Origin of the sequence: Xanthobacter flavus, assembly GCF_017875275.1 — a bacterium.
In the GTDB taxonomy this organism is placed as follows: domain Bacteria; phylum Pseudomonadota; class Alphaproteobacteria; order Rhizobiales; family Xanthobacteraceae; genus Xanthobacter; species Xanthobacter flavus_A.
The window spans coordinates 3320912-3347099 of the sequence record NZ_JAGGML010000001.1; the positions used below are offsets into that span (position 1 = coordinate 3320912).

General features: G+C 68.5%; 25 protein-coding genes and 1 tRNA gene. 17 read left to right on the forward strand and 9 right to left on the reverse strand.

From position 1 onward, the window contains the following. The first annotated feature begins 82 nt into the window (after positions 1-82). The 5 genes from J2126_RS15810 (at position 83) to J2126_RS15830 (ending at position 5168) form a co-directional block, all read left to right on the forward strand. Complete coding sequence (locus J2126_RS15810; protein ID WP_209487858.1) at positions 83-421, forward strand: DUF971 domain-containing protein; 339 nt, start codon at positions 83-85, stop codon at positions 419-421. Beyond that, positions 418-2166 carry a fumarate reductase/succinate dehydrogenase flavoprotein subunit gene (locus tag J2126_RS15815; protein WP_209487859.1) on the forward strand — a complete coding sequence of 583 codons (1749 nt, stop codon included), beginning with the start codon at positions 418-420 and terminating at the stop codon, positions 2164-2166. Before J2126_RS15810 ends, J2126_RS15815 begins: the two co-directional genes overlap by 4 nt. A 30-nt stretch (positions 2167-2196) precedes the next feature. Beyond that, on the forward strand, positions 2197-2430 hold the full coding sequence (locus J2126_RS15820) for a 4Fe-4S dicluster domain-containing protein (RefSeq protein ID WP_024277657.1): 234 nt from the start codon (positions 2197-2199) through the stop codon (positions 2428-2430). Between the two features lie 5 nt (positions 2431-2435). After that, a complete protein-coding gene (locus J2126_RS15825; RefSeq protein ID WP_209487860.1) occupies positions 2436-3407 on the forward strand; it encodes a HEAT repeat domain-containing protein in 972 nt (323 codons plus the stop codon). Positions 3408-3527: 120 nt separating this feature from the next. After that, positions 3528-5168 (forward strand): alpha-amylase family glycosyl hydrolase, encoded by a 1641-nt coding sequence (locus J2126_RS15830; RefSeq protein WP_209487861.1) that lies wholly within the window; start codon positions 3528-3530, stop codon positions 5166-5168. Positions 5169-5223: 55 nt separating this feature from the next. Here the strand turns inward: J2126_RS15830 and J2126_RS15835 are convergent, their stop codons facing one another. Then, on the reverse strand, positions 5224-6255 hold the full coding sequence (locus J2126_RS15835) for a TRAP transporter substrate-binding protein (protein ID WP_209487862.1): 1032 nt from the start codon (positions 6253-6255) through the stop codon (positions 5224-5226). 221 nt (positions 6256-6476) lie between these two features. On the opposite strand from J2126_RS15835, the gene J2126_RS15840 reads away from it, so the two are divergent. The 6 genes from J2126_RS15840 to bluB all read left to right on the forward strand — a co-directional run bounded on the left by J2126_RS15840 (position 6477) and on the right by bluB (position 13672). Continuing rightward, positions 6477-7373 (forward strand): IclR family transcriptional regulator, encoded by an 897-nt coding sequence (locus tag J2126_RS15840; RefSeq protein WP_348634315.1) that lies wholly within the window; start codon positions 6477-6479, stop codon positions 7371-7373. Positions 7374-7399: 26 nt separating this feature from the next. Further along, the gene (locus J2126_RS15845; protein WP_209487863.1) at positions 7400-9019 is read left to right on the forward strand and encodes an acyl-CoA synthetase; all 1620 of its coding nucleotides are present in this window, start codon (positions 7400-7402) and stop codon (positions 9017-9019) included. Positions 9020-9057: 38 nt separating this feature from the next. Further along, entirely contained in the window at positions 9058-9819 is a 762-nt protein-coding gene (locus tag J2126_RS15850; RefSeq protein ID WP_209487864.1) for an SDR family NAD(P)-dependent oxidoreductase, read from the forward strand. A 96-nt stretch (positions 9820-9915) separates the two neighbouring features. Next, positions 9916-11424 carry a glycerol-3-phosphate dehydrogenase gene (glpD, locus tag J2126_RS15855; protein ID WP_209487865.1) on the forward strand — a complete coding sequence of 503 codons (1509 nt, stop codon included), beginning with the start codon at positions 9916-9918 and terminating at the stop codon, positions 11422-11424. A 21-nt stretch (positions 11425-11445) separates the two neighbouring features. Then, positions 11446-12933 carry a glycerol kinase GlpK gene (gene glpK, locus J2126_RS15860; RefSeq protein ID WP_209487866.1) on the forward strand — a complete coding sequence of 496 codons (1488 nt, stop codon included), beginning with the start codon at positions 11446-11448 and terminating at the stop codon, positions 12931-12933. A 70-nt stretch (positions 12934-13003) separates the two neighbouring features. After that, positions 13004-13672: a 5,6-dimethylbenzimidazole synthase gene (gene bluB / locus J2126_RS15865; RefSeq protein ID WP_209487867.1), complete on the forward strand. Its 669-nt coding sequence runs from the start codon at positions 13004-13006 to the stop codon at positions 13670-13672. Positions 13673-13732: 60 nt separating this feature from the next. On the opposite strand, the gene J2126_RS15870 is transcribed toward bluB, so the two are convergent. Next, the gene (locus J2126_RS15870) at positions 13733-14293 is read right to left on the reverse strand and encodes a protease inhibitor Inh/omp19 family protein (protein ID WP_209487868.1); all 561 of its coding nucleotides are present in this window, start codon (positions 14291-14293) and stop codon (positions 13733-13735) included. 303 nt (positions 14294-14596) lie between these two features. On the opposite strand from J2126_RS15870, the gene J2126_RS15875 reads away from it, so the two are divergent. Next, the gene (locus tag J2126_RS15875) at positions 14597-15370 is read left to right on the forward strand and encodes an SDR family NAD(P)-dependent oxidoreductase (protein WP_209487869.1); all 774 of its coding nucleotides are present in this window, start codon (positions 14597-14599) and stop codon (positions 15368-15370) included. Positions 15371-15457: 87 nt separating this feature from the next. Further along, entirely contained in the window at positions 15458-16387 is a 930-nt protein-coding gene (locus tag J2126_RS15880; protein ID WP_209487870.1) for a methylated-DNA--[protein]-cysteine S-methyltransferase, read from the forward strand. A 10-nt stretch (positions 16388-16397) separates the two neighbouring features. On the opposite strand, the gene hemH is transcribed toward J2126_RS15880, so the two are convergent. From hemH to cpdR, 3 genes are all read right to left on the reverse strand, one after another. Further along, on the reverse strand, positions 16398-17456 hold the full coding sequence (gene hemH, locus J2126_RS15885; protein ID WP_209487871.1) for a ferrochelatase: 1059 nt from the start codon (positions 17454-17456) through the stop codon (positions 16398-16400). Between the two features lie 175 nt (positions 17457-17631). Next, positions 17632-17706 (reverse strand) — tRNA-Val (locus J2126_RS15890). 86 nt (positions 17707-17792) lie between these two features. Continuing rightward, positions 17793-18155, reverse strand: a complete 363-nt coding sequence (gene cpdR, locus J2126_RS15895; RefSeq protein ID WP_209487872.1) for a cell cycle two-component system response regulator CpdR — start codon at positions 18153-18155, stop codon at positions 17793-17795. A gap of 190 nt (positions 18156-18345) precedes the next feature. On the opposite strand from cpdR, the gene J2126_RS15900 reads away from it, so the two are divergent. Then, complete coding sequence (locus tag J2126_RS15900) at positions 18346-19233, forward strand: N-formylglutamate amidohydrolase (protein WP_209487873.1); 888 nt, start codon at positions 18346-18348, stop codon at positions 19231-19233. Positions 19234-20372: 1139 nt separating this feature from the next. After that, on the forward strand, positions 20373-21158 hold the full coding sequence (hisN, locus tag J2126_RS15905; RefSeq protein WP_209487874.1) for a histidinol-phosphatase: 786 nt from the start codon (positions 20373-20375) through the stop codon (positions 21156-21158). Between the two features lie 179 nt (positions 21159-21337). Here hisN and J2126_RS15910 read toward each other — a convergent pair whose 3' ends face one another. Beyond that, on the reverse strand, positions 21338-22279 hold the full coding sequence (locus J2126_RS15910) for an alpha/beta fold hydrolase (protein WP_209487875.1): 942 nt from the start codon (positions 22277-22279) through the stop codon (positions 21338-21340). A 115-nt stretch (positions 22280-22394) separates the two neighbouring features. Beyond that, on the reverse strand, positions 22395-22895 hold the full coding sequence (locus J2126_RS15915) for a hypothetical protein (protein ID WP_209487876.1): 501 nt from the start codon (positions 22893-22895) through the stop codon (positions 22395-22397). A 262-nt stretch (positions 22896-23157) separates the two neighbouring features. Here J2126_RS15915 and J2126_RS15920 point away from each other — a divergent pair, with 262 nt between their 5' ends. Further along, the gene (locus J2126_RS15920; protein ID WP_209487877.1) at positions 23158-23655 is read left to right on the forward strand and encodes an Hsp20 family protein; all 498 of its coding nucleotides are present in this window, start codon (positions 23158-23160) and stop codon (positions 23653-23655) included. A 170-nt stretch (positions 23656-23825) separates the two neighbouring features. After that, positions 23826-24812: a phosphoglycerate dehydrogenase gene (locus J2126_RS15925; RefSeq protein WP_209487878.1), complete on the forward strand. Its 987-nt coding sequence runs from the start codon at positions 23826-23828 to the stop codon at positions 24810-24812. A 2-nt stretch (positions 24813-24814) separates the two neighbouring features. Here J2126_RS15925 and J2126_RS15930 read toward each other — a convergent pair whose 3' ends face one another. Both J2126_RS15930 and J2126_RS15935 read right to left on the reverse strand, forming a co-directional pair. Next, entirely contained in the window at positions 24815-25096 is a 282-nt protein-coding gene (locus J2126_RS15930) for a MoaD/ThiS family protein (RefSeq protein WP_209487879.1), read from the reverse strand. 3 nt (positions 25097-25099) lie between these two features. Continuing rightward, positions 25100-26185 (reverse strand): WD40/YVTN/BNR-like repeat-containing protein, encoded by a 1086-nt coding sequence (locus J2126_RS15935; RefSeq protein ID WP_209487880.1) that lies wholly within the window; start codon positions 26183-26185, stop codon positions 25100-25102. Between the last annotated feature and the right edge of the window lie 3 nt (positions 26186-26188).

Genomic DNA, 26188 nt, shown 5'->3' on the forward strand with positions numbered 1-26188 from the left:
GGGGAGCGGCTTCCTGGAAGTGCTCCAGCCAGCAACTAGTTGCTATCGGCAGGAGGGGCCGCGATGTCCAATCGGGGGCATGATGACGTCTGCCCCCGCACCCCTCCCCTTTGCCGTAGAGGAAGTCCGCCTCGACCGGGACCGGCGCCGCCTGACCCTCGCCTATGGCGGGACGCGGGCGGAATTCTCGGCCGAGCGCCTGCGGAGCGCCTGCCGCTGCGCCGCCTGCACGGCGGACCGCGCCCGCGACCGCTTTCCCTCAGCCTTCCCGGGCGTGGCGCTCACCGGCGTGGAGCCGTTCGGCGCGCACGGCCTGAACCTGACCTTTTCCGACGGCCACAAGCGCGGGGTCTACCCCTTCGCCTATCTCGCGGCGCTGGCCGCGGAAGCCGCCAACGATCTTCCGGAGATGAACCCATGAGCGCGTTCGACAGCGAGATGAAGACCGAGATCGTCGAGACCGACATCCTCGTCATCGGCGGCGGCACCGGCGGCCCCATGGCGGCCATCAAGGCCAAGGAGAAGAATCCCGGCCTCAAGGTGGTCCTCATGGAGAAGGCCAATGTGAAGCGCTCCGGCGCGGTCTCCATGGGCATGGACGGGCTGAACAACGCCGTCATCCCCGGCTACGCGACCCCCGAGCAATATGTGAAGGAGATCACCGTCGCCAATGACGGCATCGTCCACCAGAAGGCGGTGATGGCCTATGCGACGGGCTCCTACCCGATGATCCAGTATCTGGATTCCATCGGCGTGAAGTTCGAGAAGGACGGCTCCGGCGAATACAATGTCCGCAAGGTCCACCACATGGGCACCTACGTGCTGCCCATGCCGGAAGGCCACCACGTCAAGAAGGCGCTCTACCGCCAGCTGCGCAAGCATCAGGTGCTGGTGACAAACCGCTACATGGCCACCCGCCTCTTGACCGGCACGGACGGCCGCGTCGCCGGTGCCATCGGGGTGAACACCCGCACCGGCGAGTTCCTGGTGATCCGCGCCAAGGCTGTGGTGCTGGCCTGCGGCGCCGCCGGCCGCCTTGGCCTGCCGGCCTCCGGCTATCTCTTCGGCACCTACGAGAACCCCGCGAACTGCGGCGACGGCTACGCCATGGCCTATCATGCCGGCGCGGGCCTCGCGAACCTCGAGTGCTACCAGATCAACCCGCTCATCAAGGATTACAACGGCCCGGCCTGCGCCTATGTCACCGGCCCGTTCGGCGGCTACACCGCCAACAACAAGGGTGAGCGCTTCATCGAGTGCGACTACTGGTCGGGCCAGATGATGAAGGAATTCTACGGCGAGCTGCTGAGCGGCAACGGCCCGGTCTTCCTCAACATGACCCACCTCGCCGAGGAGACCATCTCCGAGATCGAGACCATCCTCCACTCCAACGAGCGGCCCTCGCGCGGCCGGTTCCACGAGAACCGGGGCACCAACTATCGCGAGAAGATGGTGGAGATGCACATCTCCGAGATCGGCTTCTGCTCCGGCCATTCGGCCTCGGGCGTGTGGGTGGACGAGAATGCCCGCACCACCGTGCCCGGCCTCTATGCCGCCGGCGACATGGCGAGCGTGCCGCACAATTACATGCTCGGTGCCTTCGTGAACGGCGGCATCGCGGGTGAGGATGCGGCGGACTATTGCGCCTCCACCGATCTGCCCGTCTATGACGCCGCCGACGTGGCCTGCGAGCAGGCCCGCGTGATGGCGCCCACCCGTCGCGATGACGGACTTACTCCCTTCGAGATGGAGTACAAGGCCCGCCGCCTCGTGAACGACTATCTCCAGCCGCCGAAGGTGACGGCCAAGTACAAGATCGGCCAGGCCCGGCTCGCCGAGGTGCGCGACGATCTTTCGGCCCTGTGCGTGAAGGATCCGCATGAATTGATGCGGGCGCTGGAGCTGCAATCCATCCTCGATTGCGCCGACATGGCCGCCGCCGCCTCGCTCTACCGCACCGAGAGCCGGTGGGGCCTCTACCACTGGCGCGTCGATCACCCCGCCACCGACAACGAGAACTGGTTCTGCCACACCCTCCTCTACAAGGACGAGATGGGCCGCATGGCGCACAAGAAGCGCGCGGTGGACCCCTATGTCGTCGAGATCGATGAGGACGAGATGGGCGCCTACCACCAGCTGCGCACGCCGGCCATCGCCGCTGAGTGAGCCTCACACCCCGAATTCCGGAGCTGCCCCATGCCTTTCGCCAATCACACCACCTCCGTGCCCGTGACCGTCGATGACGACAAGTGCATCGCCGAGAAGGGCTGCCGCGTCTGCATCGACGTGTGCCCCCTCGACGTGCTCGCCATCAACCCGGCCTCGGGCAAGGCGCACATGAAGTATGACGAGTGCTGGTATTGCATGCCGTGCGAGGTGGATTGCCCCACCGGCGCGGTGAAGGTCGAAATCCCCTATCTGCTGCGGTGAGCGCCATGGCCATCTTCGACGATTTCGACGACGATCTCGACGCCGTGGCGGATCGCGCCCGCGACCCCGATGCCGGCATCCGCCGCGTGGCCATGCTGGGTCTCGCCGAGAGCGTGGACCCGGGCGCGGTGGACCTGCTGCTCGCCGGCCTGAAGGACGCCGATGCCGGCGTGCGGGAAGCCGCCGCCAAGTCCCTGGACGAGCATTCCGGCCTGCCGGCCGCCCTCGGCCTCATCGATGCCCTGGACGACGCGGAGGAGGCGGTGCGCCTCGCGGCTGCCGAGAGCCTCGCCGACAAGAAGGAGCCGGCCTCCGCCCCCCGCCTCATCGAGCGGGCACAGGAGACGGGCGGTGCGTGCTCGGCCTTCGTCCGCGCCTCGGCGCTCCGGGCGCTGCGCGACATGCAGGACCCCTCGGCCATGCCGGTGGCTCTTGCCGCCCTCACCGACCCGGAGATCGCCGTGCGGCGCGAGGCGCTGGGCGTTCTCGGCTATCTGAAGGCGGATGCCGCGCTCCCCGCGCTGCTGCTCGCCGCCACCGACCCGGAAGCGGCAGTGCGACGGGCGGTGATGGCGGCCCTCGTGTTCGTGAAGAGCGGCACGGCGGGCGTGCCCGCGCTCATCGCCGGGCTCAAGGACGGCCACTGGCAGGTGCGTGAGGAAGCCGCCTATTCCATCGGCAAGGCCAAGATCCAGGAGGCGGTGGCCCCCCTGATCGTCGCCGCCAATGACGACGCCTGGCAGGTCAAGGCCAAGGCCGTGAACGCGCTCGGCAAGCTGAAGGCCCGCGCCGCCGTGCCCGTTGTTGCCGAAGCGCTGGGCGACCAGTTGTCCAACGTCCGCAAGGAGGCCGCCGCGGCGCTGGGCGAGATCGCCGATCCCGCCGCCGTGCCCGCGCTCGAAGCCGTCTATGACGATCCCGACCCGGACGTGCGCAAGCTGGTGCGCTGGGCCATCGACCGCTGCCGCGCGGCCTGAGTCGATCGGCTCTGTGGCACCCCGGCCTGCGCCCGGTCATGAAACCGAACCGGGCCGGCCGTACTTCTCCAATCTGAGCCGGAGCGCCAGAGTGCTCCGGCAGAGCGGGAGAAGGCGCCGATGGCGGAGCAGGAACTGGCGGAGCAGGAACGCGAGCGGCTGAAGACCGGGCCTGTGTGGTGGCAGTCCGGCGTGGTCTACCAGATCTATCCCCGCTCGTTTCAGGATTCGAACGGCGACGGGGTGGGCGACATTCCGGGCATCATCTCCCGGCTTCCCTATCTCGCCGACCTTGGCGTCGATGCCATCTGGATCTCCCCCATCTATCCCTCGCCCATGGCCGATTTCGGCTATGACGTGGCCGATTACACCGCCATCCATCCCCTGTTCGGGACGCTCGATGACTTCGACCGGCTGGTTGAGGAAGCCCATGCGCGGGGGCTGAAGATCATCCTCGATTTCGTGCCCAACCACTCCTCGCAGGAGCATCCGTGGTTCAAGGCGTCGCGCTCGTCCAAGGACGACCCCAAGCGCGACTGGTACATCTGGCGCGATCCCGGCCCGGATGGCGGCCCGCCCAACAACTGGCTTTCGGAATTCGGCGGCAGCGGCTGGGAATATGACGAGGCCAGCGGCCAGTATTACTACCACGCCTTCCTGAAGGAGCAGCCGGACCTCAACTGGCGCAATCCGGACGTGGTGAAAGCCATGCACGACGCCCTGCGCTTCTGGATGGACCGGGGTGTGGACGGCTTCCGCATCGATGCGCTCTGGCACGTCATCAAGGATGCGGAGTTTAGGGACAATCCGGCCAACCCGGATTTCCGCGAAGGCATGAACCCCCATTCCGCTCTCACGCACATCTACACCGGCGACCGGCCGGAGGTGATGGACGTGATCGCCGGCTTCCGCGACCTCGCCGATTCCTATGACGGCGACCGGGTGCTGATCGGCGAGGCCTATCTGCCGCTCCACCGCATCGCCGCCTATTACGGCGAGGACGGGCGTGGCGTGCATCTGCCGTTCAACTTCACGCTGCTGGCGGCGCCGTGGAACGCCGCGGAACTGGCGCCGCTGATCGCCGCCTATGAAGCCGCCATCCCGGAGGGCGGCTGGCCCAACTGGGTGCTCTCCAACCATGATCGCCCCCGTGTGGTTGGCAGGCTGGGGCCGGATCAGGCCCGGGTGGCGGCCATGCTGCTGCTGACGCTCCGGGGCACGCCGACGCTCTATTACGGCGACGAGATCGGCATGTCGCAGGTGTCCATCCCGCCCGAGCGGGTGCAGGACCCCTTCGAGAAGAATGTCCCCGGCCTCGGCCTCGGCCGCGACGGCGCCCGCACGCCCATGCAGTGGGACGACGGCCCCTTCGCCGGCTTCTCCACGGTGGAGCCGTGGCTGCCTTTGGCGGACGATTTCACCGAGGTGAACGTGAAGCGGGAGCAGGGGCAGGCGGCCTCAATGCTCACGCTGACCCGCGCGCTGCTGGCCCTGCGACGGGCGCACCCGGCGTTGTCCGTGGGCTTGTGGTCGCCCGTGGCGGCGGTGGGCGATCTCGTCGCCTATCTCAGGCAGGGGGAGGGGGAGGCGATGCTGGTGGCGCTGAATCTCGGCGGCGATCCGCTGTCGGCAACGCTACCGGGAGCGGTGGGTGGGGGTCGCCTCCTGCTCTCGACCTTCTGCGATCGGGCGGAGGAACGGGTGGGCGACGCCATCGATCTGCGGCCCAATGAGGGCATCGTCGTGCAGCTGGCGCCCTGAACGAAAAGGGGCGGCCTGACGAGGCCGCCCCTATCGATCTCAGCGGGTTCGGGACTCAGGAGAGCTGGCCGGTGTACTTCTCCAGCGTGGCCCAGGCTTCGTCGCCATACTTGCCCTTCCACTCGGCGTAGAAGCCGGCCTTGCGCAGTTGGTCGCGGAAGCTGTCCACCTTCGGCTCGTTGAAGGCGAGGCCCTTCTCCGCCAGCTCCTTGCGCAGGGAATTGTTGAGGGCGAACACGTCGTCGCGCTGCTTGAGGCCGGCGTCGTTGATGTTCTTCGCCACGATGGCGCGCAGGTCTTCGGGCAGCTTCTCGAACGCGCGACGGTTGGCGAGGAACCAGAAGCCGTCCCACATGTGGTTGGTGAGGGAGCAGTATTTCTGCACCTCATAGAGCTTCGCCGTGGCGATGATGGCGAGCGGGTTTTCCTGCGCGTCCACCGCCCGCGTCTGCAGCGCGGTGTAGACCTCGGCGAAGTTGAGCGAGGCGGGCGCGCTGTCGAACGCCTTGAACATGGAGGTCCACAGCGGGGAGACCGGCACGCGGATCTTCAGGCCCTTGAGGTCGGCCGCCGTCTCGATGGGCTTGGTGGAGGTGGTGATCTGGCGGAAGCCGTTGTCCCAGATCTTGTCCATGGCGACGATGCCGGCCTTGGCAATCTGCCCGCGCACATAGGTGCCGAGGTCGCCATCCATGGCCTTCCAGACGGTGGCGTAGTCCGGGAAGGCGAAGCCGATGCCGCTGATGGAGGCGTTGGGCACCAGCGTCGAGAGGATCAGCGGCGACAGCGTGAAGAACTCGATGGCGCCCGAGCGGATCTGGCTCAGCATGTCGGTGTCGCCGCCGAGCTGGCTGGAGGGGAAGATGCTGATCTCGACCCGGCCCTTGGTCTCGGCCTTGATCTTCGCTGCCATCTCCTGCGCGCGCACGTTCATGGGATGCGTGACAGGCAGGTTGTTGGCGTATTTGTAGGCGAATTCGGCGCTCTGCGCCCGCGCGACGGTGGGGGCGAACAGGGCCGGGGCGATCGCGCCGGTCAGCGCCGTGGCAGCGCTCGCCTTGATGAGGGTGCGGCGGGTCAGCGTCATCGGTGTTCCTCCTTGCGGCCGTTTCGCGCGGCGCCCCGACTGGCTCCGGCCCGGCCCGACTGGTTTCCATGGGTCCAATATATGGACCTCTTTTCCCGCCGCCCATGCTGGCCCGCTTGTGGCTATTTCGCAAGCAGATTATGGTCCCTTCGGATGCCGCGCGGCGGCAGTCCCAATTCGCCAGATAAATCAGGTCCATATTCTGGATCGAGGGAGCGCGCGTGGCAGGGGGATTGAAGGCGCCCGCCGCCGGAACGACCGGGCCGCAGCATGCGTCGGGCGCCAGCCCCGACGCCGCGCCCGAGGCGACCGGCGGCACCCAGAGCATCGAGCGCGCGGTGGCGCTGCTGATGCTGGTGGGTCGCGCCGGGGCGGAGGGCGCCCGTCTCGCCGATCTCGTGGCCAGTTCCGGCCTGTCCAAGCCCACCGTGCGGCGCGTCTTGCTGGCGTTGGTGCGCGCCGGGCTGGTGGACCAGGACGAGGCGACCCGCCGCTATCATGTGGGGCCCGAGGCCTATGTGCTCGGCACGCTGGCCGCCCCGCGCTTCGGCATCCATGCCCTCGCCCTCGACGGCCTCTCCCGCATCGCCCGCCAGAGCGGCGACTGCGCCTTTCTCTCCGTGCCGCGTGGGACGTTCTCCGTGTGCCTGCACCGCGAGGAGGGCACCTGGCCCATCCGCACCCATGTGCTGCAGGCCGGCGACCGGCATCCCCTCGGCATCGGCGCCGGCGGGCTGGCCATCCTCGCCGCGCTCCCTGAGTCCGAGGCGGCACGGATCGTCGAGGCGAATGCTGCGGCGCTCGCGGGCTATCCCGGCTATTCCCCCGATCTGCTGCGACGCGCCATGGGCGATACCCGCGCGCGCGGGTATGCGCTCAATCCCGGCCTCTATGTCGCCGGCTCGTGGGGCATCGGCGTGCCGGTGATCGGTCCGGACGGGCGTCCCCTCGCGGCTTTGTCGCTCGCCGCCATCGAGAGCCGTCTCGGCGCGGAGCGGCAGAAGGAACTGGTGCCGCTGCTCCAGCGCGAAGCCGCCGCGCTGGAGGCGAAGCTCGGCGGCAGCGAGCGTGGTCCGCCGCAACGCCCGGCCCGTTCCATGGCCCGCCCGGCCCCCTGACCGTTTCCGATCCCGGAGTGAAGCGAATGTCCGCACCTGCCCAGACCGTTGCCGAGGCCCCGCGCGGCGGCGTCGCGCGTACCAGCCGACGGGTGATGAACCTCTCCCACTTCCTGCGCCAGGCGGCGCGTCGGCTACCGGCCCATATCGCCTTCGTGGAGGGCGCGCGCACCGTGACGTGGGTTGAGATGGATGCGCGCGTGGACGCGATGGCGGCGGAGCTGGCGGCACGCGGCGTCGTCAAGGGTGACCGCATCCTCGTGCAGTCGAAGAACTGCCTTGAGATGTTCGAGAGCATGTTCGCCGCCTTCCGGCTCGGCGCGGTGTGGGTGCCCACCAACTACCGCCAGACACCCGGGGAGGTCGCCTATCTCGCCTCAGCCTCGGGCGCGAGCGTGATGATCTGCCACCGCGATTTCCCGGAGCATGTGGAAGCGGTGCGCGCGGAGGCGCCGGCGATCCGCGAGGTCATCGCCATCGGCGCCGCCCCCTTCGGCGCCGACTATGGCGAGATCGTCGCCGCCCGCCTCGGTGAAAAGGTGCCCGTGGCGGACGTGGAGCATGACGACCCCTGCTGGTTCTTCTTCACCTCCGGCACCACCGGACGCCCCAAGGCGGCGGTGCTGACCCACGGCCAGATGGCCTTTGTCATCACCAACCACCTCTGCGACCTGATGCCGGGCACCACCGAGCAGGACGCCTCCCTCGTGGTTGCGCCGCTCTCCCACGGCGCGGGCGTGCACCAACTGGTGCAGGTGGCGCGCGGGGTGAAGACCATCCTCATGCCCTCCGAGCGCTTCGATGCCGCCGAGGCGTGGCGGCTGGTGGAGGACTGGCGGGTGACCAACATGTTCACCGTGCCCACCATCACCAAGCTGCTCACCGAGCACCCCTCGGCGGACCAGTTCGACCACTCCTCCCTGCGCTACGTGATCTATGCCGGCGCGCCCATGTACCGGGAGGACCAGAAGTTCGCGCTGAGGAAGCTCGGCAAGGTGCTGGTGCAGTATTTCGGCCTCGGCGAGGTGACGGGCAACATCACCGTCCTGCCGCCCTATCTGCATGATCCCGAGGACGGCCCGCATGTGAAGCTCGGCACCTGCGGCTTCGAGCGCACCGGCATGCAGGTCCAGATCCAGGACGATGCGGGCGGCGAGGTCGCTCCCTTCGAGACCGGCGAGATCTGCGTCTGCGGCCCGGCGGTGCTGGCTGGCTATTACGACAATCCCGAAGCCAATGCGAAGGCGTTCCGCAATGGCTGGTTCCGGACCGGCGACCTCGGCCACATGGACAATGAGGGCTTCGTCTACATCACCGGGCGCGCCTCCGACATGTACATTTCGGGCGGCTCCAACGTCTATCCGCGCGAGGTGGAGGAAAAGGTGCTCACTCATCCCGCCATCGCGGAGGTGGCCATCCTCGGCGTGCCGGACGCCATGTGGGGCGAGGTGGGCGTCGCCGTCTGCGTGCCGCGCGAAGGCCATGCAGTAAGCGAGGAGGAACTGATCGCCTTCCTCGACGGGAAGGTCGCCCGCTACAAGCTGCCCCGGCGCGTGCATTTCTGGGATGCCCTGCCGAAGTCCGCCTACGGCAAGATCACCAAGAAGATGGTGCGCGAGGCCCTGGCCGAGCGCGGGCTCATCTGAGCCGAAACTTCACAGAGACACCCTTAGGGAGAAACGCCGTGTCGAGACCGGGAAGCGTGATCGTGACGGGTGGTGCCTCCGGCATCGGCCTCGCCGTGGTGGAAGAGCTTCTGGCCGAGGGCTGGCGCGTCGTCGCCGCCGACCTCGTGCCCGAGAGCGTCGAGAAGGCGCGGGCCGCGCTCGCCGGCCATGGCGATGCCGTGCGGGTGGTTCAGGCGGACATCTCGGACGAGGCGCAGGTGGTGAAGCTCGTCGCCGAGACCGAAAGCGGGTTCGGGCCGCTGTGGGGTGTTGTGAACTCCGCCGGCATCGCCCGCGACATCCCGGCGCTGGACACCTCTGCCGACATCTTCCGCAAGATCCTCGACGTGAATGTCATCGGCACATTTCTCGTGGCGCGTGAGGCGGCGAAGGTGATGCAGGCGCGCAGCGCCGGCTCCATCGTCAACATCGCGTCCGTGTCTGGCATCCAGGGCAATCTCGGCCGCGCCGCCTACGGCTCGTCCAAGGGTGCGGTGGTCGTGCTCACCAAGATCCTCGCGGTGGAGTTCGCGGCGCTCGGCATCCGTGTGAACGCCATCGCGCCGGGGCCGGTGGATACCCCGCTGGTGCAGGCGGTCCATACCGAACAGGCCCGTGCCGCATGGACCGCGCGCGTGCCGCTCAATCGCTATGCGCAGCCCAAGGAAATGGCGGGCACCATCGCCTTCCTGCTCGACCCCGAGAAGTCCTCCTATGTCACCGGCCAGACCATCAGCGTGGATGGCGGCTTCACCGCCGCCGGCCTGATCGGCGTGTGACACCCGCCCGGTTCTGGCATTCTGTGCCGGCCGAATCGCGTGCCGTCGGGCGCTGCGGTCAGCCGGCGCGGGAACGCCAGTTGCCGGGAGGCCGGGATGGAGGAGAGCGGCCGGGTCTTCGACCTCGCCATCGTGGGCGGCGGCATCAACGGCTGCGGCATCGCTCGCGATGCCGTGGGGCGCGGCCTATCCGTGGTGCTGTTCGAGAAGGGCGATCTCGCCTCCGGCACCTCCTCCGCCTCCACCAAGCTGATCCATGGCGGCCTGCGCTATCTCGAATATTACGAGTTCCGGCTGGTGCGCGAGGCGCTGGCCGAGCGGGAGGTGCTGTGGGGCATCGCCCCGCATATCGTCTGGCCGCTGCGCTTCGTGCTGCCGCATCATCCGGGCCTGCGTCCGGCCTGGATGCTGCGGCTCGGCCTGTGGCTCTACGACCATATCGGCGGCCGTCGCCTTCTGCCGCCCACGCGCACGCTGGACCTGCGGCACGATCCCGCCGGCCAGCCGCTGCGGCCGGGCTATGGCCGGGCCTTCGAATATTCCGACTGCTGGGTGGAGGATGCGCGCCTCGTGGTGCTCAATGCCCGCGATGCCGCCGACCGGGGCGCATCCATCCGCCCGCGCACGCGCGTCACCGGCGCGCGGCGGGAGGTGGGGCTGTGGGTGATCGAGAGCGAGCATGGCGGCCGACCCCATACGGTGAAGGCGCGGGCGCTGGTGGATGCGGCCGGCCCCTGGGCGGGCGAGGTGCTCGACGTGCTCAAGGCCGGCAGGGGCGAGGCGCACGCGCCGCTCCGCCTCGTGCAGGGCAGCCACATCGTGGTGCCGCGGCTTTATGCGCACGACCGCTGCTACATTTTCCAGAATGCCGACGGCCGCATCATCTTCGCCATTCCCTACGAAGGCGACTTCACCCTCATCGGCACCACCGACCGCGACTTCTCCGGCCATCCGGAGGAGGTGCACGCGACGCCGGAGGAGGTGGCCTATCTGTGCGCGGCGGCGAGCGAGTATTTCGCCGCCACCATCGCCCCCGAGCAGGTGGTGTGGACCTATTCCGGCGTGCGCGCCCTCTATGACGACGGGGCGACCGCGGCCCAGTCGGCGACGCGGGACTATGTACTCACCCTCGACGCGCCGGAGGAGGGCGCCCCGCTGCTCACCGTGTTCGGCGGCAAGATCACCACCTATCGCCGGCTGGCCGAGGCGGCGCTGACGCGGCTCGCGCCGCACTTTCCCCACCTCGGAGCGCCCTTCACCGCAACCGCGCCGCTGCCGGGCGGCGACTTTCCCCGGCAGGGCTACGACACACTGGTGCGCGCCCTGCGCGGCGCGTTCCCGGCGCTCGATCCCGCTCTGCTGGCGCGGCTCGCGCGGGCCTATGGCACGTCGGCTTTCCAGTTGCTGGAAGGTGTCACCGGGGAGGACGACCTCGGCGACTGGTTCGGCGCGCATCTGTGCGCCCGCGAGGTGGATTATCTGATGGATCGCGAATGGGCGCAGACCGCCGGCGACGTGCTGTGGCGGCGCTCCAAGCTCGGCCTACGCACCGCGCCGCACGCGGTGGAGGCGCTCGATGCCTATATGGCGGCGCGCCGCGCCTGAAACAGAACAGGGGAGGACGCCATGGCCGCCTATATTCTCGCCATCGACCAGGGCACCACCTCATCGCGCGCGCTTCTGGTGTGCCGGGATGGCTCGGTCGCGGCGCTGGCGCAGGAGGAACTGCCGCAGCATTTCCCTGCTTCCGGCCATGTGGAGCAGGAGGCCGAGGACATCTTCGGCACCGTGCTCCGCTGCTGCCGCGCGGTGCTGGAGAAGGCCGGTGCCACGGCCTACGATATCGCCGCAATCGGCATCACCAACCAGCGCGAGACGACGCTCGTGTGGGAGCGGGCGACCGGCCGCGCCATCCATCGTGCCATCGTCTGGCAGGATCGCCGCACGGCCGAGACCTGCGCGCAACTGGAGGCGGAGGGCCACGGGGCGCTGGTGAGCGCGCGCACGGGCCTGCTGCTCGATCCCTATTTTTCCGCCACCAAGATCGCCCACATCCTCGATGCCGTGCCCGGCGCGCGGGAGCGGGCCGAGACCGGGGAACTGGCGTTCGGCACGGTGGACAGCTTCCTTCTGTATCGCCTCACCGGCGGCCGAACGCATGTGACGGATGCCACCAATGCCGCCCGAACCCTGCTCTTCGACATCCATCGCGGGGAATGGGACGATGATCTCCTCGCCTTGTTCGGCGTGCCGCGCGCTTTGCTGCCCGAAGTGAAGGACTGCGCCGCCGACTTCGGCACCACCGATCCGGCGCTGTTCGGCGGGCCCATCCCCATCCGCGGCGTGGCGGGGGACCAGCAGGCGGCCATGGTGGGGCAGGCGTGCTTCGCGCCCGGCATGGTGAAATCCACCTACGGCACCGGCTGCTTCGCCTTGCTCAACACGGGGATCACGCCCGTCGCCTCCTCCAGCCGGCTGCTGACCACCATCGCCTATCAGATTGGCGGGCGGCGGACCTATGCGCTGGAAGGCTCCATCTTCGTTGCCGGCGCGGCGGTGCAGTGGCTGCGCGACGGGCTGAGGATCATCTCCGCCGCCAGCGAGAGCGACCGCCTCGCCGCCGAGGCCGACGCGGGACAGGACGTCATCCTCGTGCCCGCCTTCGTCGGGCTCGGCGCGCCTTATTGGCGGCCGGAGGTGCGCGGCGCCCTGTTCGGCCTCACCCGTGCCACCGGCCCGGCGGAGCTGGCCCGGGCGGCGCTGGAAAGCGTGTGCTTCCAGACCGTGGACCTCATCGATGCCATGCGGGCCGACTGGCCGGACGGCGACACCGTGCTGCGCGTGGACGGCGGCATGACCGCGTCCGACTTCACCATGCAGCGCCTCGCCGACCTGCTGGGCGCGCCGGTGGACCGGCCGGTTGAGAAGGAGACGACCGTGCTCGGCGCCGCCTATCTTGCTGGCCTCGAGTGCGGCTTCTTCCCACCGCCGGACGTGTTCGCCGGACAGTGGCGGCTGGAGCGGCGGTTCACGCCGCAGATGCTGCCGGAGGTGCGCGCCGGCCGCATCGCCCAGTGGCGGGATGCGGTGGGGCGGCTGATCGGCGGGGTGTGAGGCAGGGCCTTCGGGATTGACTTGCCGGCGCGCCGGCGCCGAATTGACTGAACGAGTACGGGAGAGCGCCATGGTCCGGGACGACAGTTTCTCGGCGGAGGAGCGCGCCGCCATCTACCGCTGCATTGCCGCCCGCCGGGATGTGCGCCGTAACTTCCTGCCTGATCCGGTGCCCGACGCGGTGCTCGCCCGCGTGCTCGCCGCCGGGCATGCGGCGCCGTCCGTCGGTTTCCTGCAGCCGTGGAACTTCATCGTGGTGCGCTCGGACGAGACCAAGGTGGCGCTGCACGAAGCCTTTTCGCGCGCCAACGCGGAGGCGGCCGAGATGTTCGAGGGCGAGCGGGCACAGCTTTATCGCACGCTGAAGCTGGAAGGGCTGCGCGCGGCGCCACTCCTCCTGTGCATCACCTGCGAGCGGGACAGGGCGGGGCCGGTCGTGCTGGGGCGCACCCACCAGAGCGAGATGGACATCTATTCCACCGTCTGCGCGGTGCAGAACATCTGGCTGGCGGCGCGGGCGGAAAATCTCGGGGTCGGCTGGGTGTCGATCCTCGACCTTGCCGACCTCAGACGCATCCTCGCAATTCCGGATACCATCGTGCCGGTGGCGCTGCTGTGCGTTGGCTATGTGGATGGGTTCGCGACAACGCCCGACCTCGAGCGCACCGGCTGGCGCCAGCGGCTGCCCCTGGAGGAGCTGGTCTTCGCGGAGCGATTTGGGGATAAGGCGGTGACGTGAGGCGCGCCGCGCAGGCCTCTGCGTTGCCCGCCTCAGCGGATGCCCCTGACGTTGCCCGCCTCAGCGGGCGAGGGCGACCTGCTGGCCGGTCTCGGCGATGGTGCCGACGTAATGGTTGGGACCATCCGGCTGGAGCCGGGCGGTGACCTTGCCCTGATGGTTCTGCAGCACGATGTCCGAGCCCATCATATCCCAGCCCTTGGTCATGAAGATCTCGCTGGGGCAGGAGACGTCGGCCTGGGCGGACAGGCCGCTGAGGCCGCGATCGGTGCCGAGGCGGACCGGGCAGGAGCCCTTGCCGCCGTCCCAGGAGAAATTCCAGGAGCCGGACATCTGCTCCTTCGCCGCGCTGGGCGCGAAGGCGGTGGCACCTGGATTGGCCGGAGGCGGGGTGAGGGGCACGTTGGAGGCGGTGGTACGCGGCGTGATGGCGCCGGTGGCGGTATCGGCAGCAGCCGTGGACACGTTGCCGGGCACGGGCGAGGATTCGACCGCCGCCGTCGGCGCCGTGAGCACGCGATTGGCCGCCGTGGCGGACGGCTTCGCCCCGAAGCCGTCGAGCTCCGTGCTGCACCCGCCAAGGGTCAGCGCCAGCGCCGCCGTAACCAGAACCACCTTCATCCACTGTTCTCCGGACGTATCCGCAACCTAGCGCCTTCGCACGAAAACCGCCACCCGCCCCTGGGTGGCTCGCACGGGACGCCATTGACGTTCGGACCGCAACTGACAGGCGCGAACCCTAGCCGGCTGCGGGTAAACGAACCTTTCCCCGAGATCGTGGCGTTAGCAAGGCTGATGACGTATTTAGGTACCGTTTCAGGGCGGCGGATAGACGCGATGGTTAAGGCGGTTTAATGACCGGCGCACGTTGGCGGCCCGATTTCTGCGCCCTTCCCCCTGTCCTTGCCTTGCTTGGAGCTTTCCATGGCCATGCTCGATCCGCGCACCCTGACCCTGATCGTGACCGGAGCCACATCCGGCATCGGCGCCGCCACCGTCCGCCGCTTCGCGAGTGCGGGTGCCAAGGTGGTGGCGGTGGGGCGCCGGGCCGATCGGCTGGAGAGCCTCAAGGCCGAGTTCGGCGACCTCATTCTACCGCTTGAGCTTGATGTGCGGGACGAGAAGGCCACGTTCGATGCCTTCGCCAGCCTGCCGGCGCCGTTCGCCGACTACAACATCGTCTTCGCCAACGCCGGCCTGGCGCTCGGCCTCGAGCCCGCGCAGAAGGCGGACATGGACGAATGGAAGACCATGGTGGAGACCAACATCACGGGCATGCTCACCACCGTCCGCGCCAGCCTGCCCGCCATGGTGGAGCGCGGGGAGGGGCATGTGGTGTTCACCGGCTCGGTCGCCGGCGACTATCCCTATCTGGGCGGCAACGTCTACGGCGCCACCAAGGCGTTCGTGAAGCAGTTTTCCCTGAACCTGTGGGCGGACGTGGCTGGCACCGGCGTGCGCGTGACCAATATCGAGCCGGGCCTCGTGGAGACCGAATTCTCGGTGGTCCGCTTCTCCGGCGACAAGGACAAGGCGGACAAGGTCTATGCCGGATACACGCCCATGACGGCCGAAGATATCGCCGAGCAGGTCTATTTCGCCTGCACCATGCCTCGCCACGTCAACATCAACCGCATCCAGTGCATGGCCGGGCAGCAGACCTTCAACGGGCTGACCGTGCGCCGCGATCCGGCCTGAGAGGCTGGACCGGGGCGGGGAAATCGGGTGGCCGGCCCTTGCGGCGCCTGCTGAGATGGGCAACGCTCGATCAGAAGGAGACGTGCCGTGCTGGCGCTCGATGCCCCCGATCTCATCCTGCCCGCGGCGGCGCCGACGCTGACGGCAACGCCGGCCGCGCCGCTCGACATCGCCGCCCGCGACTACGACGTGGTGCGCCGGGCGGTGGAATACATCTCCCGCAACGTGCGCCGGCAGCCGGAGGTGGAGGAGATTGCCGCCGCCACCGGCGTCTCCGCCCGCGCCCTCACCGATCTGTTCCGCCGCTGGTGCGGCCTCACGCCCAAGGCGTTCCTCCAGGCCGTGACGCTGGATCGCGCCCGGCGCGTCGTCGCCGAATGCCCCAACGTGCTCGATGCAGCGCTGGAACTGGGCCTCTCCGGTCCCGGACGGCTGCATGATTTGTTTGTGGTCCACGAGGCCATGTCGCCCGGCGAGTGGAAGACCGGCGGCGCGGGCCTCGTGATCCGCTTCGGCTTCCATCCCTCGCCGTTCGGGCAGGCGCTCGCCATGTCCACGCCGCGCGGGCTGTGCGGCCTCGCCTTCGCCGATCTCGGAGAGGAGGCGGCCGCGCTCGCGGACATGCGCTCGCGCTGGCCCAACGCCACCTATGTGGAAGATCCGGCGTCCACCGCGCCGCTGGTGGCGCAAATCTTTGATCCCGCCGCCGGCCGGGGCGACCAGCCGCTCCGCATCGTCTTCATCGGCACGGATTTCGAGATTCGTGTGTGGGAGACGCTGCTGCGCATCCCCATGGGCCGCGCCACCACCTATTCCAGCATCGCCGAGCACGTCGGCAGCCCCAAGGCGGCGCGCGCCGTGGGCGCGGCGGTGGGCAAGAACCCCATCTCCTTCGTGGTCCCCTGCCACCGCGTCATCGGCAAGAGCGGCGATCTCACCGGCTATCACTGGGGCCTGACGCGCAAGCGCGCCATACTCGGCTGGGAAGCCGCGAAGGTGGAGCCGAAGGGGGAGTGAGGCGAGGGGGCTAGCCGACCCAGCCCCGCAATTCCCGCTCCACCACGGTCTTCAGCACCCGCATGCCCTCGTCCCCCGCATTGAGGCAGGGGATGGCGGCGAATTTCTCGCCGCCGGCATGCTCGAAGATTTCGCGGTTCTCGACGCCGATCTCCTCCAGCGTCTCGAGGCAGTCGGCGACGAATCCGGGGTTGAAAATGGCGAGCCGCTTCACGCCACTCTCGGCGAGCGCCTTCACGGTCTCGTCCGTATAGGGCTTCAGCCATTCCTCGCGGCCGAAGCGGGACTGGAAGGTGAGGCGGAAGCGCTTTTCGTCCATTCCGAGCCGCGTGCGCAGCAGGCGGGCCGTCTTGGCGCACTGGCAGTGATAGGGGTCGCCCTTCAGGAGGTAGGACTTCGGCACGCCGTGGAAGGAGGCGAGGATCACCTCCGGCTCGAAGTCCAGCGCCGCCAGATGCCGTTCGAGGTCGCGCGCCACCGCATCGATATAGACCGGATCGTCATGCCAGGGCGGGGCGACGCGCAGCGTCGGCTGCCAGCGCATGGCTTTCAGCGCATCAAAAGCCTTGTCACAAACCGTGGCTGACGTCGCGGCGGCATATTGCGGATAGAGCGGCACCAGCAGGATGCGCTCGCATCCCTGCGCCTGCAACGCGGCGAGGCGCTCGGCGATGGGCGGCTTGCCGTAGCGCATGGCGAAATCCACCACGATGCGGTCGTCGATGCCGGCGAAATGGGCGGCAAGCTTCTCGGCCTGGTCGCGGGTGATGGTCTTGAGCGGGCCTTCGTTGCGCTCGGTGTTCCAGATGCTGGCATAGTCGCGGCCCTTGGGGCCGGGGCGCTTGGTGAGGATGATGGCGTTGAGCACGAACCACCACAGCGCGCGGTTCACCTCGATCACCCGCCGATCCCAGAGGAATTCCTTGAGATAGGCGCGCATGGACCAATAGTCCGTCGCCTCCGGCGTGCCGAGATTGACGATGAGCACGCCGATGCGCCCGAACGCCACCTTGGGGTGGTCCTTGGGAAAATGGGCGGTGTCGGGGGAGAAGGCGGGAGCGTCGATCATCAGGTCCTCGGCTGCTGCCGGTGAGATGGCGCCTCGGCCGGGGCGCGTCAATGCGCCGGACGGCGCCCAGCTGATACGTCGCCGTGACCGTGCCGGATGGCCGCGCCGGGAAACGATGAAGGCCCGGACGACAGATGTCGCCGGGCGGATCGCCGCCGGAAGGTGAAGTGAGGGATGGTGGGCGCGACAGGGATCGAACCTGTGACCCCTACGATGTCAACGTAGTGCTCTCCCGCTGAGCTACGCGCCCCCTCGCAGGAGCCGCCTCTATATCGGCTCAAATCGCCGGAGGCAAGGCGGGTCTGTAAGACGATGGTCCGGCCTGTGGATGACGGCTCAGGCCGCCGCCAGCATCTTGCCCACCTCGCTTACGAGGTCGCGCAGATGGAACGGCTTGGACAGCACCTTGGCCTCGGTAGGGGCCTCGCCTTCCGCATTGAGGGCGACCGCCGCGAAACCGGTGATGAACATCACCTTGAGGTCCGGATCGAGCTCGGTGGCCCGGCGGGCCAGCTCGATGCCGTCCATCTCCGGCATCACGATGTCGGTGAGGAGCAGTTCGAACGGCTCCTCCCGCATGCGTTCGTAGGCGGAGCGGCCGTTGTCGCAGGAGGCGACGGAATAGCCCGCGTTCTGCAGCGCCTTCACAAGGAAGCGCCGCATGTCGTTATCGTCTTCAGCGAGCAGGATCTTGGCCACGCCGCTTCCCCTGATGTCATGTTCTGGCCGCCCCCGGCCGAAGCAGGGGGTTCATATGACCTGTCTGCCGCAATCGGGTAAATTCGAAGTGAAAGCCACGCCGCCCCTTCACAAAAGGTGTCCCGCCGGGCCATCATTCCGCCGGCCGCCCGTGTGAATTCCGGAATTGATCCAAGGTGCTGGGTTCTTGATGACCGCCTGTCTCGCCGACACCATTGAACCCGCATTCGAGGTGCTCACTCCGGTCGAGGCGCGCGCGCCTGTCCTCTTCAACTCTCCCCATTCCGGCCGGATCTATCCGCGCAGCTTTGTCGAGCAGACCCGCCTCGACTTTGCAACCCTGCGCCGCTCCGAGGACACGTTCGTCGACGAACTGTTCGGCGATTGCGTCGCCCTGGGCGCGCCGATGATGCGCGCGCTGTTCCCGCGCTCCTTCCTCGATCTCAACCGCGAGCCCTACGAACTCGACCCGCGCATGTTCGAGGGGCGGCTGCCGCCCTTCGCCAACACGCGGTCGATTCGCGTCTCTGGCGGGCTCGGCACCATCGCGCGGGTGGTCGGGGACGCGCAGGAAATCTATCCCCGCCGCCTCGCCGTGAACGAGGGGCTGGAACGCATCGAGACCTATTACAAGCCCTACCACCAGACCTTGCGCCGCCTCGTCGGCCGCATCCAGCGCGAATGGGGCATGGCGGTGCTGGTGGATTGCCATTCCATGCCCTCCTCTTCGGCGCGGGACGAGGTGGCGCGGGCCGATTTCGTCATCGGTGACCGGTACGGGACGAGTTGCAGCGAGCTGGTGACGGACGCCATCGAGCGGTCGCTGGTCGGCCGCGGCTATCGGGTGGTGCGCAACAAGCCCTATGCGGGCGGCTATATTACTGAGCACTACGGAAACCCCTCCGCCGGGCTGCACGCGGTGCAGATCGAGCTCAACCGCAGCCTCTACATGGACGAGGCCGCCTATGAGCGAAATGGCGGATTTGTGCGGGTTCAGGCCGACATTCTCGCCCTGATGGGGGATCTGTTCGTCGCGGTGTCGGAGGGCCTCGCCCCGCTCCGTGCGGCAGCTGAATGACAAAGCTCTGCGTTTTTGCATAAGGTGCCTTGCGTTTTTCGTATGGCAAGGCTACCAATTGCGCACGGCTGCCGAGGAATTACTCAGGCACCATCGAATTCCGGCCCGGACAGGCTTCGCCATGCGAAGAAGTCCGCGAGACACGGGATCGAATGGCGGCGCAAGACCGCATCCAGGGATGGAACGAGAGGGGCCTAGACAGGGCGGCGGGTGACGGCGAATGCCGGATCGGCCAGCCCAAAAAGAAAGGGGCCGTCCGCGTGAGCAGACGGCCCAAGTCTAGGGAGGAAACGCCCAAGGAGGGCAGCGACACAGCGACGCCAATCGCCGTGTCGCAATGCACAAATAGCCTAGTGCAGTGCCATAAATCAAGTGCGCGTTTGTCGCAGTCTGGTATACCAGAACAAGGCATTGAAATTTAAAAGGATTTTATCGTGCAGGCTGCGCTCCCCGATCGGGCGCGAGGCCGAGCGCGGCGAGATTTTTTTGCCGAAGCGCCAGCTTGGCGCGAGTCGGCTCCCGCGATGCGGTCGGCCGAACCTCACCGAAACTGAGAACGCGCGCAGGTGGGGATTGTCCGGTCACCCGACGGTCCCAAGGGATGCCCGAGTGTTCGGCTGCTGGCGGAGACGGGGAGGAGAGTGCCCCGCGCTGCAAGCGCGCTGGCTTGGGCCACCCTCGGCGACAGGGCGCCGAAAAAGAAAGGGGCCGCTGTGAACAGCGGCCCAAGTCTAGGGAGGAAACGCCCAAGGAGGGCAGCGGCACCGCAACAAGCAATGCCGCGCTGCATCAATATGACGATCGGCCCCCTTTGCATCAAGCCCGTGTCAGGCAGATAGTTTGTGCAAGCGTTCAAATTTTAAAACCATTTAATTTCAATCGCTTGAAATCGATATGCACATTCTGTGCGCGTTATGAGCGCGACATGTGCCTCCTATGCGGTCATTCGGTGCCGCAAGGGGCAATCCAGCGATCGGGTCTCGTTTTGCGTTGCGGTAATATTGTCCTTCGCTTTGCCGCGGGACGTCCTCCGCCCCATCCGGCACTGCCCCCAGCAGATTTCCCTTGGCAGCGGTCCGCGCCCGCGCTTTCTTCCCGCCGCGGGCACGTCCAGTCCGCCCGACCTTTCCGGAGCCCCCATGACCGCCGTCGATTTCGACGCCTTTGTCCATCAGCTTGCGACTGTTTCGGGCGAGGCCATCCTGCCTTTCTTCCGCACGGCGCTGGGCATCGAGGACAAGAGCGCGGGTCGCGCGTTCGATCCGGTCACGGAGGCGGATCGGGCGGCCGAGCAGGCCATGCGCGCGCTGATCCGCTCCACCTTTCCCGCCCACGGCATTATCGGCGAGGAATTCGAGAATGTCGCCGCGCAGGCGCCCTACACCTGGGCGCTCGACCCCATCGACGGCACCAAATCCTTCATCGCCGGCCTGCCGGCCTGGGGCACGCTGATCGGCCTTCTGAAGGACGGCGATCCGGTCTACGGCATGATGCACCAGCCCTTCATCGGCGAACGCTTCTTCGGCGACGGCGGCGCGGCGCGCTATCGCGGTCCGGCGGGCGAGCGGCTTCTCGCCACCCGCGCCTGCGACCGGCTGGAGGATGCGGTGCTCTACACCACCAGCCCCCGCCTCATGAACGACGAGGACCGCGCCGCCTTCGGCACCGTGGAGGAGCGCGTGCGCCTCTCGCGCTATGGCGGCGATTGCTACGCCTATTGCATGGTGGCGGCTGGCCTCATCGATCTCGTCATCGAGACCGGCCTGCAGGATCACGACGTGATCGCCCTCGTGCCCATCATCGAGGGGGCCGGCGGCGTGGTCACCAGCTGGGAGGGCGGTTCGCCGGTGGCCGGCGGCCGGGTGGTCGCGGCCGGCAGCCGCAAGGTCCATGAGGCGGCGCTGCGCCAGCTCACCGGCGGCTAAGCCCGCGCGGCGCCTGAGCGTGGCAACGCAAAGCCAGCCCGCGCGGCGCCTGAGCGTGGCAACGCAAAGCCAGCCCGCGCGGCGCCTGAGCGTGGCAACGCAAAGCCAGCCCGCGCGGCGCCTGAGCGTGGCAAGGTCTCAAGCCCGCGCGGCGCCTGAGCGTGGCAACGTAACACCTCTCAGATCGGCGTGCCCGGAATGAAGGCGTCGAACGCGGCCCAGAACTGGGCGCGGAAGATGTCGCGTTCCATCAGGAGTTCGTGGCGGCTCGCCGGCACCACCACATGGGCGCCGGCGATGAGCCGCGCCGAAAAGTGTTCGATCGCCTTGTTGGAGACGAGCCGCTCCCCCCCCGCGGCGATGATGAGCAGCGGCTGGCGGATGCGCGGGATCACGTCGGGATGGGTCAATTCGGCCATGGTGGAATAGGCGCCCGCGAGCCAGCCAATGGTTGGCGCGCCGAGGTCGAGCTGCGGATAGGCCGTGACCAGAGCCTGCGTGCGGTCGAACCGGCCCCGGTCCGAGGTGAGCGGGTTGCCCTCGAATTTCAGCCGCGCCAGCGTGCGCCCGCGTCCGCCCGGCACGAAGGCGCGGGCGAAGCCCAGGTGGGAGAGAACGGTGGCGGTCGGCCGCACGATTCCCTCGAACGGCACCGAATCGAGCCCCAGCATGGGCGCGCTCAGCACCATGCGGTCGAACCAGCGGTGCCCCTCCAGCACGGACGAGAGCAACACCGAGCCGCCCATGGAATGGGCGAGCGCGAAGTGGGGCGGCGGGCAATCCGGCAGCAGCACCTCGCGGGCGAACGCCTCAAGGTCGAGCAGATAGTCCGAAAAGCGGGTGACATGCCCTTTCAGGCGGTTGCGCAGCAGCCGTTGCGAGCCGCCCTGTCCCCGCCAGTCGAGCACGGCCACGGCGAAGCCGCGCGATCGCAGTTCGCGCACCACCTCGAAATACTTCTCGATGAATTCGCACCGGCCGCTGAGGAGGGCAATGGTGCCCTTTGCCTTGCCCTCCGGCAGGAAGCGGGCGAAGCGCAGGCGCACGCCGTCGCGGGCGGTGATCTCGCCCGTGATCGCGCCTTCGGGCACCGGATTGTTCGGCAGGGAATAGAGCGTCATGAGGCTCGCGGCGGTGAAGGCGGGCTTCGTTGCGGATTGCTGGGGCTGAGGGTTACACGCCGGGCGCCCGGTCCACAATCGCCGTCTCGTCCGCATCGCCGGCGGGGAGCGTGCGTCAGCGTTGCTCTGCGGTTCCGATGACCTGCATGCCGCTGATGTCGCCGCTCGCTGCGTCCAGCACCAGCCGCACCCGCTCGCCGCGGGGGCCTGTGGCTTCAGCGAGGAAGCTCTGGCCGCGCTGGCGCACGCCGCTGATCTGGCGGAAGCCGCGGGCTTCCAGGTTCGGAGCCACAGTCTCGGCGGTGAGTGGACGGGGGCCGGCGGGAGCGGCCTGGTAGGGCCTGTAGGCGCGGGGGGAGATGGCACCGGGCAGAAGCGGGGCCTCATCCGGCATTTGCGTGGCGGTCGCCGCGGCGGCGCGGGCCGGCGTCGCTGAGGGAAAGCCGAGGGTCCCGGCCTCGCTGGGGGGGTGATGCGTGCGCAGGGGCGGCGGCTTCGCCGGAAGGTCGACCTCTGCGGCGGCCGGGGCGGCCCCGCACTGGGCGGCGGCCGGCGCAACCGGCGGAACGAGCGCCATCAGGAAGAAGGCCACAGTGGCGGCCGAACAGGCCCGCATCGCCCGATCTCCCGTTGCCCCCGCCGCCGAGCGGATGACGCCGCGCACGGAGCAGATGTCGTTGGGAAAAGTCTAGCTGCAGCGCGTGAACGCGGCCCTGCGCCGCCGTTCATCCCCCGTTCAGATTGAACGATGCCGGCACCCCTTGACGCCCCAAAAGCGCCTCCCCACATCCGAAAAGGCGCCGGGCAGAGACCTGACGGCGCCTGACCGGACCCGGCTCTATGCGGGTCCCGCATGTCGCTTCAAAGGAGGATATGCCATGCGTACGTTTGACCTTGCTCCCCTGTACCGCAACACCGTCGGCTTCGACCGTCTGTTCTCGCTGCTCGATTCCGTCGGCGGCGTGGATGCGGCGCCCACCTACCCGCCCTACAACATCGAGCGCACGGGCGAGAACGCCTATCGCATCACGGTGGCCGTGGCGGGCTTCACCGAGGCCGAGCTTGGCCTCGAGGTGAAGGAGAACACCCTCACCCTCAAGGGCGAGAAGGCGTCGTCCGAGACGTCCGACAGCGCGCAGGTGCTGTATCGCGGCATCGCGGCGCGCGCGTTCGAGCGTCGCTTCCAGCTCGCCGACCATGTGGAGGTGAAGGGCGCGGTGCTTGAGAATGGCCTGTTGCACGTAGACCTCGTGCGCAACATTCCCGAAGCCAAGAAGCCCCGCATCATCCCCATCGCGGGCTCGACGGCTGCTCCCAAGACGATCGAAGGCTCCATCGAGGGCTCGACCGCCGGGAGCACCGCTCAGGCGGCCTGACGCGGACAGGAACAGGGCGGGCTTCGGCTCGCCCGCCTTCGGGGCGGTGCGCGAGCGCCGCCCTTTTCCGTTGCCGTGCGCAGATGACGCGCATGCCCCCGGGGGGTTGATCTCTCGACGCAGCCGGGAGAGGAGGGGGACATATCTCCCGCTGAGAAGGTCGCCCGCCCGTGCCCGCCCCCCGCAAGGTTCTCATCACCACCCGCCTGTTCGATGCCACCGCCGCCGAATATCTCGCCGAGCATGGCTGCATCGCTGTGCCCTCCGGCCTGCCGGGCGACGCCCTCGATTCCGACATTCCGGATGCCGCGCTGAGCGCCTTGCTGGAGGGGGCCGAAGGCTGGATCGTCGGCCAGCGCGCGGTGACGCGGGAGATCCTCGCCGCCCATCCCGAACTCAAGGTCATCGCCCGCCGGGGCGTCGGCTATGACCGGGTTGACGTGCCGGCGGCCAAGGCGCTGGGCCGCGTTGTGACCATCGCGGCGGGCGCCAATGACGACGCGGTGGCGGATCACACGCTGGCGATGATCCTCGCGCTTCTGCGCCGGCTGAAGGAAAGCGACCTCGCCATCGCAGCCGGCGACTGGCGGGTGCTCTCGGGCTTCGACCTCACGGGGAAGACCGTGGGCCTCGTCGGCCTCGGCCGCATCGGAAAAGCGGTGGCGCGGCGCCTGCACGGTTTCGACACCAAGGTGCTGGTGGCGACCCGCACCCCCGACCCCGACTTCCCCTTCGTGGACTATGTGCCGCTGGACGACCTCATCGCGCAGAGCGACATCATCAGCCTCCACGCGCCGCTGACCTCAGAGACCCGGCACATGATCGGCACTGCCGCGCTCGCTGCCATGAAGCCCCACGCGGTGGTCATCAACACCTCGCGTGGCGGCCTCGTGGATGACCGTGCGCTGCTGGCGGCACTGGAGGCGCGGCGCATCGGCGGCGCCGGGCTGGACGTGTTCGAGGCCGAGGCCGATGCCGCGATGCTCCCCGTCGCCGCTGCGCTGGCGGCGCGGCCCGATGTGGTGGCCACCGCCCATGCCTCCGGCTCCAGCGCCGAGGCGCTGGCCCGGGGCAACCTCATCTCGGCGCAATGCGTGGTTGCGGCGCTGGATGGGACGGAGTTTCCGCCCGGCTGCCTCATCGCCGACGGCCGGTAACTCTAGCCACCGCTGATGGCGGTGAGCACGAACACGTCCGCGCCGGGCCGCAGCGGCGTGTCCAGCCGCGCCCGCCGGCCGTCGACGAACACATTGATGTGCCGGCGGATGGCGGGGCGCTCGTCGCACAGCCGGTCGCGCATGCCTGGCCACAGGGCCTCCAGCTGGCGCATCATCTCGTCGACCGTGCGCGCCTCCAGCTCGACATAGGTTTCCCCCTCCGGAAACAGCCGGACGAGATGGGCCGGCAGGCGCACCTTCACCGGTGCGGCTTCCTCCGCCACCGCTCAGGCCTCCACCACCAGCGTCTCCACGGAGGAGATGGTGGGCAGGTGCTGGGCGAGCCGCGTCCAGCTCTCGCCCTCGTCGGCGCTGGCATAGATCTCGCCGGAGCCGGTGCCGAAATAGACGCCGGCGGGCTCCAGCGTGTCGGTGGCCATGGCCTGCCGCAGCACGTTGAAATAGGCGTCCTTCTGCGGCAGTCCCGTCCGCAGCGCCTGCCATGAGGCGCCGCCGTCGCGGGTGCGCCAGACGGCGGCCTTCGCGTCCGGCATGAAGCGGCCGGCGGTGTCGCCGTTGAGCGGCACGAGAAACAGCGTTTCGGAATCGCGCGGATGGGCGGCGGCGGGAAAGCCGAAGCTGGAGGGCAGGCCCTGCTCGATGCTCTGCCACGAGATGCCGCCGTCGTCGGAGCGGTACATGCCGCAATGGTTCTGTTGATAGAGCCGATGACGCAGGCCCGGCGCCTTGACCACGCAATGCACGCACTGGCCGTGCTCGGGATAGCGCTGGTCCTCGGGCATGTAGTCCGCGCGGGTGCCCCGATTGCGCGCGCTCCAGGTGCGTCCGCCATCGGCACTGTGGAAGACGCCAGCGGCGGAGATGCCCACCCACAGCGCCTCCGGATCGTCCGGATCGAGCACGAGGGAGTGGAGGATGAGGCCCGCGCCGCCGGGACCCCAATCGCCGCGGGACGGGTGCTTCTGCAGGCTATCGAGGGCGGTGAAGCTCTCGCCGCCATCGTCGGAGCGGAAAAGGCCGGCCGGCTCGACCCCGGCGTAGAGCGTGCCGTTCGCGCCCGGCGCGAGGCTCCAGACGGATTTCACCGGCGCCTCGCCCTCGGCAGAGGCGAGGCCGCGGGACGAATGGGTCCAGGTGGCGCCGAGATCGTCCGACTGCCACACCGCCGGCCCGAACCATTCATTCCCGCCGCCGGCATAGATGCGGCCGGAGGCCCGATCGCCCACCACATGGTTGGTCGGCCAAGTGTCGCAGAACGGACCGCGCAGCGCCCAGCTCTTCCGGGCGGGGTCGCTCTCCAGAATGAACGCGCCTTTCTTCGTTCCGATCAGGATGAGCACCTTCTGCGCCATCTC